General features: G+C 64.6%; 14 protein-coding genes. 4 read left to right on the top strand and 10 right to left on the bottom strand.

Annotated elements, in window-relative coordinates; genetic code table 11:
• Positions 1-440, top strand: a 440-nt coding sequence (locus BI343_RS09815; RefSeq protein WP_211269412.1) for a MarR family winged helix-turn-helix transcriptional regulator, incomplete at its 5' end; no start/stop codon positions are given.
• Positions 441-498: 58 nt separating this feature from the next.
• Here the strand turns inward: BI343_RS09815 and greB are convergent.
• From greB to BI343_RS09790, 5 genes are all read right to left on the bottom strand, one after another.
• Positions 499-1,053: a transcription elongation factor GreB gene (gene greB / locus BI343_RS09810; RefSeq protein ID WP_043620841.1), complete on the bottom strand. Its 555-nt coding sequence runs from the start codon at positions 1,051-1,053 to the stop codon at positions 499-501.
• A 47-nt stretch (positions 1,054-1,100) separates the two neighbouring features.
• Positions 1,101-1,571, bottom strand: coding sequence for an NUDIX domain-containing protein (locus BI343_RS09805; protein ID WP_052246594.1), 471 nt, complete (start codon positions 1,569-1,571; stop codon positions 1,101-1,103).
• An 84-nt stretch (positions 1,572-1,655) separates the two neighbouring features.
• Entirely contained in the window at positions 1,656-2,726 is a 1,071-nt protein-coding gene (locus BI343_RS09800) for a pseudouridine synthase (protein WP_422614111.1), read from the bottom strand.
• 393 nt (positions 2,727-3,119) lie between these two features.
• Positions 3,120-3,752, bottom strand: coding sequence for an SMC-Scp complex subunit ScpB (scpB, locus tag BI343_RS09795; protein WP_071109562.1), 633 nt, complete (start codon positions 3,750-3,752; stop codon positions 3,120-3,122).
• Between the two features lie 81 nt (positions 3,753-3,833).
• A complete protein-coding gene (locus BI343_RS09790; protein ID WP_071109561.1) occupies positions 3,834-4,352 on the bottom strand; it encodes a GNAT family N-acetyltransferase in 519 nt (172 codons plus the stop codon).
• 118 nt (positions 4,353-4,470) lie between these two features.
• Between BI343_RS09790 and miaA the strand changes: the two genes are divergently transcribed.
• The gene (miaA, locus tag BI343_RS09785; protein WP_071109560.1) at positions 4,471-5,448 is read left to right on the top strand and encodes a tRNA (adenosine(37)-N6)-dimethylallyltransferase MiaA; all 978 of its coding nucleotides are present in this window, start codon (positions 4,471-4,473) and stop codon (positions 5,446-5,448) included.
• A gap of 47 nt (positions 5,449-5,495) precedes the next feature.
• On the opposite strand, the gene BI343_RS09780 is transcribed toward miaA, so the two are convergent.
• The 3 genes from BI343_RS09780 to BI343_RS09770 form a co-directional block, all read right to left on the bottom strand.
• The gene (locus tag BI343_RS09780) at positions 5,496-6,089 is read right to left on the bottom strand and encodes a C39 family peptidase (protein ID WP_235427355.1); all 594 of its coding nucleotides are present in this window, start codon (positions 6,087-6,089) and stop codon (positions 5,496-5,498) included.
• A 12-nt stretch (positions 6,090-6,101) separates the two neighbouring features.
• Entirely contained in the window at positions 6,102-6,806 is a 705-nt protein-coding gene (locus BI343_RS09775) for a hypothetical protein (RefSeq protein ID WP_083340895.1), read from the bottom strand.
• 391 nt (positions 6,807-7,197) lie between these two features.
• Positions 7,198-8,454: an MFS transporter gene (locus BI343_RS09770; protein WP_083340894.1), complete on the bottom strand. Its 1,257-nt coding sequence runs from the start codon at positions 8,452-8,454 to the stop codon at positions 7,198-7,200.
• Positions 8,455-8,557: 103 nt separating this feature from the next.
• On the opposite strand from BI343_RS09770, the gene BI343_RS09765 reads away from it, so the two are divergent.
• The gene (locus BI343_RS09765) at positions 8,558-9,445 is read left to right on the top strand and encodes a LysR family transcriptional regulator (RefSeq protein ID WP_071109559.1); all 888 of its coding nucleotides are present in this window, start codon (positions 8,558-8,560) and stop codon (positions 9,443-9,445) included.
• Here the strand turns inward: BI343_RS09765 and BI343_RS09760 are convergent.
• A complete protein-coding gene (locus BI343_RS09760; protein WP_211269411.1) occupies positions 9,442-10,332 on the bottom strand; it encodes a prephenate dehydrogenase in 891 nt (296 codons plus the stop codon). The genes BI343_RS09765 and BI343_RS09760 overlap by 4 nt on opposite strands.
• Positions 10,333-10,413: 81 nt before the next feature.
• Here BI343_RS09760 and BI343_RS09755 point away from each other — a divergent pair, with 81 nt between their 5' ends.
• Positions 10,414-10,674 carry a DUF4936 family protein gene (locus tag BI343_RS09755; RefSeq protein ID WP_071109558.1) on the top strand — a complete coding sequence of 87 codons (261 nt, stop codon included), beginning with the start codon at positions 10,414-10,416 and terminating at the stop codon, positions 10,672-10,674.
• 161 nt (positions 10,675-10,835) lie between these two features.
• On the opposite strand, the gene BI343_RS09750 is transcribed toward BI343_RS09755, so the two are convergent.
• Positions 10,836-12,002, bottom strand: coding sequence for a dicarboxylate/amino acid:cation symporter (locus tag BI343_RS09750; RefSeq protein ID WP_043620865.1), 1,167 nt, complete (start codon positions 12,000-12,002; stop codon positions 10,836-10,838).
• Between the last annotated feature and the right edge of the window lie 14 nt (positions 12,003-12,016).

Here is a 12,016-nt window from a genome sequence, read left to right as displayed (position 1 = left end):
GCAAGGAGGAGGAAACCAGCCTGGACACTCGGGCCGCCGTGGAGATTTTCTTCTATGCCTACAAAGCCCTGACCAACAAGCCGGACGAAATGCTGGCCAAGCGAGGCTTGGCGCGCGTGCACCATCGCATCTTGTTTTTCGTCGCGCGCTATCCCAAGCTATCGGTCAAGGACTTGCTGTCGTTTCTGGGCGTCACCAAGCAGGCCATCAACATTCCGCTGCGCCAGCTGATGGAAATGGGCCTGATCTGCAGCCAAGCGGCGCCGCACGACAAGCGCGTCAAACAGCTGACGCTGAGCGAGGAAGGCGTGCGGCTGGAGGAAAGCCTGCACCGAGAGCAGCAGCGCTTGCTGCAAACCGCATTCGGCGACTGTGGCGACAAAGCCACGCGCGACTGGTTTCTGATCAATGGCAGGCTATCCGAGCACATGCTGCCCTGAGTCCAGCTCAAAATGACAAACGGCCCGGAATATCCGGGCCGTTGCTTTTAGAGGCGGTTCAATCGATGCGCTGGTAGCTGACTTCCAGAATCTCGATGTCCTCATCGCCATCCGGACCGCGGAACAGCACGCTATCGCCCTCGCGCGCCTTCAGCAAGGCGCGCGCGATGGGAGAGATCCAACTGATGCGGCCGCGCGGCAAATCTATCTCGTCCACGCCGACAATGCTCAGCCGCTGCTCGCTGCCGTCGCCGCGCTGGATCAGCACCGTAGCGGAGAAGAAGATCTGATCCGTTTCCTCGCGCGTTTCCGGGTCCACCACTTCGGCGATCTCCAGCCGCTTGGTCAGGAAGCGGATGCGGCGGTCAATCTCGCGCAGCCTACGCTTTCCATACAGGTAATCGCCATTTTCCGAGCGGTCGCCATTGCTGGCCGCCCAATTGACCACCTGCACGATTTCCGGCCGCTCCCGGTTGACCAAGTGGTATAGCTCATCCTTCAGCCGCTGCCAGCCGCCGGGCGTGATGTAGTTCTTGGTCGAAGCCGGCAGGCGGCGCTCCGCCGGCAGATCGTCTTCCTGCTGCTCGTCTTCTCGAGTAAATGCCTTGCTCATAGCCTTGTCGATTCCATGCGGCCGCCATCGATGCGGCGTCAGTCCAATTATGCCTCGGTTGCCGGCAGCGCCCTGCCCTCCAGCAATGCCAGGCAATGCGGCATCAGCGCCTTGGGCCGAAGCTTGACCTTGCGCAATTGCGCCGCGTCCAGCCACACCAGCTCGTAGTGATTGTCCGGCGCCAGCTTGGCCAGTTCCGGCCCGCCCAGGCGCAACAGCCCTCGGTGTTCCCGCGCGACGAAAACATGCTCGGTGCGGCTGTTGCCTTCCAGCACGCAGACCTGGCCGCCCAGCCAGACATTGAGCCCGGTTTCCTCGCGCGTTTCGCGCACGCAGGCCATGGCCGGCGTTTCGTTCTTCTTGATGTTGCCGCCAGGCAGCACGAAGAACTCTTTTTCCGGCTTGACTCGGCGCATCAGCAACAGGCGGCCATGCTCGATGATGACGATGGAGGCGCGCTGTCGGCGCGGCTCCGGCGGCGGCCACACTTCCGCTCTTGCCTGGTCCCATTGTTCCATTTTCTCTCCCGCAACAAAAAGCGGGCGCCGCCTGATGGCGCGCGCCCGCGTTCCGTCGCCGGCCGGCCAACGCCGGCATCTAGCTTACTCGGCGCGCGCAGTCTTGGGCTTGCGCGCCGAAGGACGACGCTGGCCGCCAGTCTTCTTGCCGCCGGTCACGGTCAGATTGGACCACTTCATCACGGCAGCCACTTCGGCGGCGTTCAGTTCGTAGAACTGGCCGCGCTTCAGCCGCGGCGGCAGGCCGATATTGCCGAAGCGCACGCGCATCAGGCGGCTGACGGTCAGGCCGAAATGCTCGAACATGCGGCGCACTTCGCGGTTGCGGCCTTCCTTGATCACCACGTTGAACCACTGGTTGGCCGACTCTTCCTGGCCGCCGGTCTGGAAAATGCGGTCGAAGCGCGCCTCGCCGTCTTCCAGCTGCACGCCCTTGGTCATTTCCTTCATGATTTCCGGCGTCAGCTCGCCCAGCACGCGCACCGAGTACTCGCGCTCCACTTCGAAGCTGGGGTGCATCATGCGGTTGGCCAGTTCGCCGCTGGTGGTGATCAGCAGCAGGCCCGAGGTGTTCACGTCCAGGCGTCCGATGGCCACCCAGCGGCTGGATTTGGCTTGCGGCAGGCGGTCGAACACGGTGACGCGGCCTTCCGGATCGTCGCGGGTGACGATTTCGCCTTCTTCCTTGTGATACATGATCACGCGCGGCAGGCGGTCCGGCCACTTCAGCTTGATCGGATCGCCCTTGACCGTGACTTTGTCGTGCGGGCCGACTTTGTCGCCGAGATTGGCCTTCTTGCCGTTGACCAGCACCAGGCCGGCCTCGATCCATTCTTCCATTTCGCGGCGGGAGCCGACGCCGGACGAGGACAAGGCCTTCTGCAGACGCACCGGCTCGATCTCGTTCAGATCGACGCGCACTTCCTTCAGCTTCTGCGCCTTGTTCTTGATGTCCTGGCTGGGGCTGCGCAGACGCAGCTTCTTGGCGCGCTGCACTTGCTGCTTGGGCTTGGCGTCGCCGCGGCCCTTGGCCTCGGCCCTCGGCTTCTGCTCGCCCTGCGGCTGGTCGCCGTTGCTTCTGTTGCGTCCCCTGGCTGCCTGATCACCGGCCGGACGCGCGGCGTTCTTGTTGCCGAAACGCTTTTCGTGATCCAACGCCACATTGCCGTTGATGTCGCCGTTGCTGTCACGGGTGTAGGCCGGTTTGCGGTTGCCGGCGGCCAGTATCTGCTGCTCCTGCTCGCGACGGGACAGCTTGAACAGCGGCACGCCGTTCTGCACCGGCGTGATCGGGTTGCCGTAGGCGTCGCGCGCCTGGCGCGGGCCGCCGCGGCGGGCCTGCTGGCCCGGCTGCTGTTGCGGGAAGCGCGGCTGCGCGCCGGCGGAGGGGTGCTTGCCCTGGCGCTGCTGGCCCTGGCTGCGGCCGGCGTTATCGCGCGGCTGCGAAGTTTCACGGCCCTTTACACGCGAAACCGGCTGGCGCGCGTGGGTACGTTGTCCTTTTGTAGACATGTGCTTGCTCTTTCCATGTGAGCAACTGGCGGAAACTTATTCCGCGACTGGCTCTAAATTGTCCGCCTCATCGTCGAGGGGGAGATCGTCTGCGCCCGCATCGGAGCTATGGTCCTGCGTTTGAACATCCGGCACCACCAAGCTGCCCAACTCCGCCAGCGGCGGCAGGTCGTTCAGCGAGACAAAGCTCAGATCGTCCAGAAATTTGCGTGTCGTAGCGTACAGGCCGGGACGGCCCGGTACGTCCTTGTGCCCGATGACTTCGATCCAGCCGCGCTCCAGCAGGGTCTGCATCACGTTGGTTGAGACCGATACGCCTCGTATCGCCTCGATATCGCCACGGGTCACAGGTTGTTTGTAGGCGATGATCGCCAAGGTTTCCATCACCGCGCGCGAATAGCGCGGCGGCTTTTCCGGATTCAGCCGGTTCAAATACGGCGTGAATTCGGCTCGGGCTCTGAAACGCCAGCCGGATGCCAGCTTGACCAGCTCGATGCCGCGCCCGCGCCAGTCTCCCTGGATATCTTCCAGAATATCGTTGATCAGCGCAGCCTTGACGTCTTCGGTGAACAGCTTTTTCAACTGCGAAACCGACAAGGGCTCCTGAGCCGTCAGCAAAGCCGTTTCCAGCACGATCTTCAGATATTTTAAATCGGTAATGGTGGACATTAAACCGGGGTGCCGGGGAAGTCAGGGGTTTTCAATGCGCGGGAAGCCGTGGATTCTACACGAGTTTCGCGACAAGCGAAACTACGCGAATAAACCGCCTATCGGCGTCAGGCTATAGCGCTTCAGCACGGTGCCGTCCGCTTGCCGCACATCCTCCAGCAATTGTCCGCCGCAGGTTTCCACGGTGCGCACCGCGGCGGCATTGGCGGCGTCGCAGACCACCACCCAGTTGCCGCATTCCGGTTGCTCGGCGATGGCCTGCACATACTGCAGCAGCACGCGGCCGTAACCGTTGCCGCGCCACTTAGGCAAGACCTCAAAACCGATATGGCCGATCTTTTCCTGGATCATGTGGGTTTCGCCATGCCGCAGCCGCGCCGCGCCGACGATCTCGCCTTCGGGCGTCAACAGAAACCAGGTCTGGCAAGGCACCCACCCCGCCGGCATCTCCTCGCCATCGGCATGCCGGACCAACTTGCGCAACCAGGCATCCGCGTCATCCGCCAGATCGCGGTAATAATCGAAATCCAGCTCGCGGCAAGCCTGAAAGTATTGGCGATACGCGGAAAGATGTTTTTCGCTGGCGGCTTCGATTCTCATTGCATGCTCCCGGCTCCGATACTCCCATCGTAAACGTCCAGCCAGCGAGGTCAAGGCTTTTGCGCATGACTGCGCCGGCTATGCGACAATTCCACCCTGTATCGCAGCGAGTCACATCATGAGTCACACCCCGCAAGCCATTCTGCTGATGGGCCCCACCGCCTCCGGCAAAACCGGGTTGGCGCTGGAGCTGGCGCGTCGTTTTCCCTCGGAGATCATCAGCGTCGATTCCGCGCTGGTCTACCGCGACATGGACATCGGCAGCGCCAAGCCGACGGCCGCAGAAATGGCGGCCTGCCCGCACCACCTGATCGACATCATCAGCCCTTTGCAAAGCTATTCGGCGGCGCAGTTCCATGCCGACGCCAACCGCCTGATCGCCGATATCCAGTCCCGCGGCAAGCTGCCGCTGCTGGTCGGCGGCACCATGCTGTATTACAAGGCGCTGCTGGAAGGCCTGTCCGACCTGCCGCAAGCCGATGCCGCGCTGCGCGCCGAGCTGGATGCCGACGCCGCGCATCTTGGCTGGCCCGCCATGCATGCGCGGCTGGCGACGCTGGACCCCGCCACCGCCGCCCGCCTCAACCCCAACGATTCGCAACGCATCCATCGCGCGCTGGAGGTTTGCCTGCTCAGCGGCCAGCCGATGTCGGAATTGATTGCCCAGGGCAAGGAGGCGGCCGCCAGCTTCCGCTTCCTGCCGCTGGCGCTGGTGCCGCGCGAGCGCGGCTGGCTGCACGCGCGCATCGCCCAACGCTTCCATCTGATGCTGGAGCAAGGCTTTCTGGATGAAGTCAGCCGGCTGCGCGCCAGCTATCCGCAGCTGACGCTGGACCTGCCGTCCATGCGCTGCGTCGGCTATCGCCAGGCCTGGGAGCATCAGGATGGCTTATATGGCTACGACGACTTCATCGAACGCGGGATCGCCGCCACCCGGCAGTTGGCCAAACGCCAGCTGACCTGGACGCGCAGCCTGGAGGTGATTCCGGTGGACGCGCAGCAGGAGGGTTTGGCCGATCTGCTGTCCGCAGCCGTGGAAGACTTCCTGGCCGGCCGCCCCGCGGCGGACCCTCTGCGTTACGGCGGGGATTTCTGAATCAAATACGGCAGCGACAAGCTGCCGTATTTCCACGTCGATCAGCCTTATTTTGGGCTGACGCTCATGCGCAGGGTATGGGTCCAGTCATGATCCCTGGCCGATACCACATTGTCGTACAAGGCGTAGGTCATGCCCTCCCCCGGCCACGGATTCATCATGTAAACGTAACTGCCGCCGCTGCCGCTCTGGTAGCCGCGGCCTACGATGAAATGGCCGCCGCCGCCGGTCCAGCCATAGCGGATCACAAAAGGCCGGTTGGCCTGGATGTCCTGCTGCACATGCGTCCAGGACAGATAGTCGTAGACCGTGTAGTTGGACACTCCCCAGTTGCTCAGAATGTCCTGCAGGCTGCCTCCGCCGCCGAACATATTATTGGGGCTGTTGGCGTCGCTGTTCCAGTTGAAGTTGCTGTTGCCGCAAGCGTAGTTGATGCCGAATGCCCAGTTGACGATGGCGCACTGGCTCGGCGTCTGCTTGTACCAGGCAAGCACCGCCTTGCTGGATCCGGCCCAGCACCATTGGCTATGCTCCTGCACCGTCAAGGGTACGCCCAGCACCTTGGTGTCTGCCTGCGCCGCAACCGCGGCGGCCAGCATGGCCGCCGCCAGAATGGTCTTGCCCAGATGCATGTTCATCATGATGGCCTCCCCTCAGCGCCAGCTGGAAAGATTGCTGCGCACTGCCGCGCGCAGCGGTTCGAGCAACTGCGCGCCGTCCAGCAGGACAGCGCCGCCATCGGCCTGGCGTTGCAGTTGCAGCGACGCATTGGCTGAAGTCAACGCGGCGAAGCGCGGCTTGCCGCCCGCCGGCGTCACCTCCAGAAAATCCGATTGCGCCTGGTAGACCCGCAGGAAACGGGTAGCGGTCTGACCGCCATCGCCATAAGCCGCGCGCAAGGACTCCAGATCCTTAGCCAGCCCGGCCGCGCCATAGGACACCGCTTGCCAGCGGCCCGCCACCTTTTCCACCGTCACCAGGCCAACCGGCCGCTGTTGCTGATACACGGTGAAGCGCCAGGCGCCGGTGGGCGCCATTTGGCGGCTGAGGTCGGCATCGGTCGCCAATAGTTGTTGCGGCGTCACGCTGTATACCGGAAAACCGGCGCCGACGCGCAGAGACGCCAGCCCGCGGCCATCCGCCACCTCCAGCGGAAAGCCCTCCGGCAGACGATTGCCGAACGCCTGCCCGCTCTGCCTGACGAAAGCGGCCAGGCCTTGCCTGGCCGCCGCGGCGGCGCCGGTTTGCTGCTCGCCCAGCTGCGCGGCGGATAAGGACGCCGCATGGACCGGCGCGCTGCCGCCGGCGAGAACGGCCAGGCCCAGCCAGGCCGCCATGATCACGGATTTAGACTGCATGTTTCGACTCCCCAGAGTTGGAACGCGTTTGCAGTTCAATGCCTGCCCATGGCATACCATGAGCATGCTGATAGTCATAGCAGCAGAAATTGCGCGCCCCAATCCGTGGAAAAACATACATCTCATTGATTTATTTTGGAAAATATCGAAAATTCAGTCGCTTGCCGCATGGTATTAAAGTGGCCTGTCAGATAAAACCTGCCCGTAAGGTCAGCACAAAAACAGTCGCCAGGCTCATATCGCCCCTGGCCAGCGAATGGCCAGATTCGCGCCGCAGCGCGTTGCACTATTCGGACTGGTCGCGCGACGCCCGCCATCCGTCATCTCCCGATGGCCAACACGCAGAATAAAGCCCCGCGGTTAATCGCAGGGCTGTAGCCTGGAGACGCGCTCAGCGCTGCGGCAGAGGCTGCAAACGCCGCAGCCACCAGGCCACGGCCAGCAGCAGCAACAAACCGCCAGCCAGCACCGCGGCCACGCCATGCCAGCCGCCGCGCCCCCACATCAGGCCGGACAGCGAGCCATACACGCTGGAACCGAGGTAATAGCAGCTCAGATACAGCGCCGCCGCCATGGCCTTGGCCTCCCTGGCCCGCAGGCCTATCCAGCTGCTGGCCACCGAATGGCCGGCGAAGAAGCCGAAAGTGAACAAGGCGATGCCGGGCACCATCAGCCACAAGGTGTCGGCCAAGGTCAGCGCCAGGCCAGCCAGCATCATCGCCACCATCAGCCACAACACGTTGCGGCGGCCCAGCCGGTCCGCCAGCCGCCCCACCCAGGCCGACGACCAGATGCCCACCACATACAGCGAGAACACCAGCGCCAGCATGCTCTGGCTCAGGTGAAACGGCGCGGCCAGCAAGCGGAAGCCCAGATAGTTGTACAGGCTGACGAAACAGCCCATCAGCAGGAAAGCCGTGAGAAACAACCACGGCAAGCCACCGTCGCCAACGATGGCCTGCCATTCCCGCCGCATGCGGGTGAAATCATGCGCGCGCGGCTGGAAATGGCGCGATGGGGGCAACCAGCGCCAGAACAGCCAGGCGCCCACTCCGCCCTGCAAGGCCAAAGCCAGCACCGCGCCGCGCCAGCCGAAATGATCGGCCAGCACCGATGCCAGAAACCGGCCGCACATGCCGCCCAGCGCGTTGCCGGCGATATACAGCCCCATGGAGTGGCCCAGCGACTTGCTGTCCACCTCCTCGCTCAGATACGCCATCGCCACCGCTGGCAGACCTGCCAGCGCCACGCCGAACAGCGCGCGCAGCCAGATGAACTGCCCGAAGCTGCCGACAAACACCGACAGCAGCGTCAGCAGCGCGCCCAGCGCCAGCGCGCCATTCATCAGGGCGCGGCGGCCGAAACGATCCGACAGCAGGCTGGCCGGGATCAGGCTCAGCGCCAGCGTGCCGGTGGACATCGACACCACGCCGCTGGCGGCGGCGGGAGTCAAGCCAAAGTCGTGCGCGAATACCGGCATCAGGGGTTGGGTGCAGTACAGCATGGCGAAAGTGCAGAAACCGCCGACAAACATGGCGCGCGACGTGGCGCGAAACGCCGGGCTGCCAGCGTGCAGCTTGCCGACAGGCGATGCGGCAGCGGCGGCAACAGATGGGGACAAAACAGTAGCGGAAAGGCGGGTGGACACGGCGACAATCTCATGAAACGGACAACACCGTCAGCTTAGGCTTGGCCATTGCAGCAGTCCAATATATATTTAACTCATTATTAATACTTATAAAATATCAATCATGGAGTTGCGACACCTGCGCTATTTCCTGGCGGTAGCCGAGGAGCTGCATTTCACCCGCGCCGCCGAACGCCTGCACATCGGCCAGCCGCCGCTGAGCCAGCAAATCCAGGCGCTGGAGGCGGAACTGGGCGTGGCCTTGTTCCGCCGCCACCAGCGCAAGGTGGAGCTGACCGCCGCCGGCCGCCAGTTTCTTCCCCGCGCGCGGCAGATCCTGGCCGACAGCGCCGCCGCCGTTGCAGCCGCCCGGCGAGCGGCCGATGGCGAGATCGGCGAGCTGCGCATCGGCTTCACCTCCTCGCTGCCGCTCACTCCCATCCTGCACCACAGCTTGCAGCACTACCGCGCCGCCTACCCAGACGTCAGGCTGACGCTGCGCGAAATGTTCACCGCCGGCCAGTTCGACGCGCTGGAGCGCGGCCAGCTGGACCTGGGTTTCGTCCGCTTCAACGGCCCCGCGCCCAGCGCGCAGATTCAAGTCAGGGAGTTGCACCGCGACCGCCTGCTGGCCGTGCTGCCGCGCGCGCACCCGCTGGCGCGAGCCGGCAGCGTGGCGCTGGCCGAACTGGCGCGCGAGCCATTGATCGGCTATCCGCAGGAATCCGGCGCCGGCCTGCGCGACGTGATCCTGCAGCTGGCGCGGCAAAATGGTCTGGAATTGAACGTGGTGCAGGAGGCGGGAGAGGCGATCACCCAGATCGGGCTGGTGGCGGCAGGCGTCGGCATCGCCATCCTGCCGTCTCCGCTGGAGTGCGTGCAGATCCCCGCGGTAAGCTATGCGCCGCTGTCGGACGCTGACGCCTACCTGTCGATGGGCATCGCCGTCCGCCGCGACGAAGATTCGCCGCTGGTGGCCAATTTTTTGGGCGGCGTGGAGGCTGAGAACTAACCCCTGCGCAAAAACTGCTGATGCCAGCGTGTGCGCGCGGAACGCGCTTCGCTGAACAATTGGTTGAGACTGGCCGCGTCGCCTTGCTCCAGCAAGGCTGACAAGCGCTCCAGGCTAGCGCGGTAGTCCGCCAGCTCGGCCAGCAAGGCGTCGCGGTTGGCCAGGCTGATGTCGGTCCACATTTCCGGATGGCTGCCGGCGATGCGGGTGAAATCGCGGAAGCCGGTGGCGGCGAAGTCGAAGCAGCGTTCGGCGTCGGCCTTGGCCGCCACTTGATCGACATAGGCGAAAGCCAGCAGATGCGGCAGGTGGCTGACGCTGGCGAACACCGCGTCGTGCTCGGCCGCGCTCATGGCGTGGATTTCGGCGCCGCAGGCGCGCCACAGGTCCGCCACCCTGTCCACTGCTTCCGGCCGCGTTTCGTCCAGCGGCGTCAGCACCACGCGGCGGTTCTCGTACAAGCCGTACTGCGCGGCGGCGGCGCCGGACAAGTCCGACCCGGCGATCGGGTGCGCCGGCACGCACCAGGGCAGATGCTGCGGCAGATGCTCGCGGTACAGCGCCGCCACATCGCTCTTGGTGCTGCCGCCGTCGGTGACGATGGCGCCGGGCCTCAGCCCCGGCGCCAGCGCCCGCATCAAGGCGCCCATCTGTCCCACCGGCGCGGCCAGCAGCACCATGTCGGCGCGATGGGCCACGCTGGCGATATCCTGCGTCACCTCGTCGGCCACACCCAGCGCCAGCGCGTTTTCCAGATTGGCTTGCGTGCGGCCCACGCCGATGACCCGGCGCACCCGGCCGGCGCGCTTGAGCGCCAGCGCGAACGAGCCGCCGATCAGGCCGACGCCCGCCACCACCAGCGTGTCTATCTGCTGCTGCACCTGCATCCCCCTTGTTCTGCCGCCACCCACGCGGCGCGAAGGTCTATCATAAGCGATTTTCCCGATCAGGCCAGTCTGGAGACCGACATGACCGTCACGCTGTATTGCTATTTCAAAGTCGAAACCGATGCCGAGGCGCAGCTGCAAAGACTGCGCGCGCTGCAGGACGAACTGGCCGCCGCCGGCTGGACGGGCGAGTTGCTGCGCCGCTGCGACGATGAAACGACCTGGATGGAGGTGTATGCCGGCATCGGAGACCGGGACGCCTTCCGCGGCGCCTGGCAAGCCGCGCGCCAGCGCCACCACTTGGCGATGCCGGCGCATGAGGAATGGTTCCAGCCGCTTTAGACAAGAAAAAGGCCGGGCGCATGCCCGGCCGAAAGAAACACGATTCACGAGAGAAACCGAAACTCAATGCCTGGCTTGCGCCTGGCGACTCGGTCATGGCAAGCAATATACCGAACGCGGCCGCCTCCACCAAATCACTTGTTCTGCTTTGCAAATCACCTTCAACCGTTTTGCATGACGGGTTCGGCGCGCAGCGCCAGCCGCTCCACCCACAGCGCGATGACGCCGTCGCCCGCCACATTGCAGGCGGTGCCGAAGCTGTCCTGCGCCAGATACAACGCGATCATCAACGCCAGCGCGGCCTCGGGGAAGCCCAGCACGCTGGACAGGATACCCAACGCCGCCATCACGCCGCCGCCCGGCGCGCCCGGCGCCGCCACCATGGTCACCCCCAACAGCAAGATGAATGGCAGCATGACGTCCCAACCCGGCAACGCCAGGCCCGGCGTCATCAGCATCACCGCCGTGGCGCAGCTGACCAGGGTGATGGTGGACCCGCACAGGTGGATGGTGGCGCACAAGGGCATGACAAAGTTCACCACCGGCGAGGCCACCTTCATATTGCCGGCCGAGCGCAGCGCCACCGGAATGGTGGCGGCGGACGACATGGTGCCCAACGCGGTGAAGTAGGCCGGCAGCATGGCGCGCAACAGCGAGAACGGATTGCGGCCCAGCAGCAGGCCGCTGACGCCGTACAGCAGCGTCAACCACAGGGCGTGCAGGCCGATGGCCAGCAGCAGCACCACGGCAAAGGTCTGCAAGGTGGCGAAGGCGGTGCCGGCGGCGGCCATGTCGGCGAAGACGCAGGCGATATAAGCCGGCAGCAGCGGCACCAGCACGCGGGCCAACACCTTCTCGACGATGTCCTTGCCCTGCTCCGCCATCTCATGCAGTCGCGCCGCGCCGGTGGCGGAGATGCCCAGTCCGAAGACAAAGGCCAAGGTCAGGGCCGTCATCACATCGAACAAGGGCTTGATCTCCAGCTTGAACAGCGGTGCGATGGCGCTGGCCGCTACCGGCGCCTGGGCCGCCTCGCCCACCCACTGCGGCAACACGGTAGAGGCGGCGCCGAAGGCCAGCGCGCCGGACAGCACGGTGGAGCCATAGGCCAGGCCGACGGTCCAGCCCAGCATGCGGCCGGAGCCGCTCTCCAGCGACGCGATGCCGTGCATGATGTAGAACACGATGATCAGCGGAATCATGAAGCCGATGAATTGGCCGAACAGGCCCTTGAAGGTCAGCAGCAAGGATTGCGCCGGATCCGGGGCGTACAGGCCAAGCAGCATGCCCAGCGCCATGCCGGCCAGCAATTTCAGAATCAATTTCAAAACACGACCTCTTT

The sequence above is a fragment of the Chromobacterium amazonense genome (genome assembly GCF_001855565.1).
Lineage (GTDB): Bacteria > Pseudomonadota > Gammaproteobacteria > Burkholderiales > Chromobacteriaceae > Chromobacterium > Chromobacterium amazonense.
This window is presented reverse-complemented; position numbering and strand designations above follow the sequence as displayed.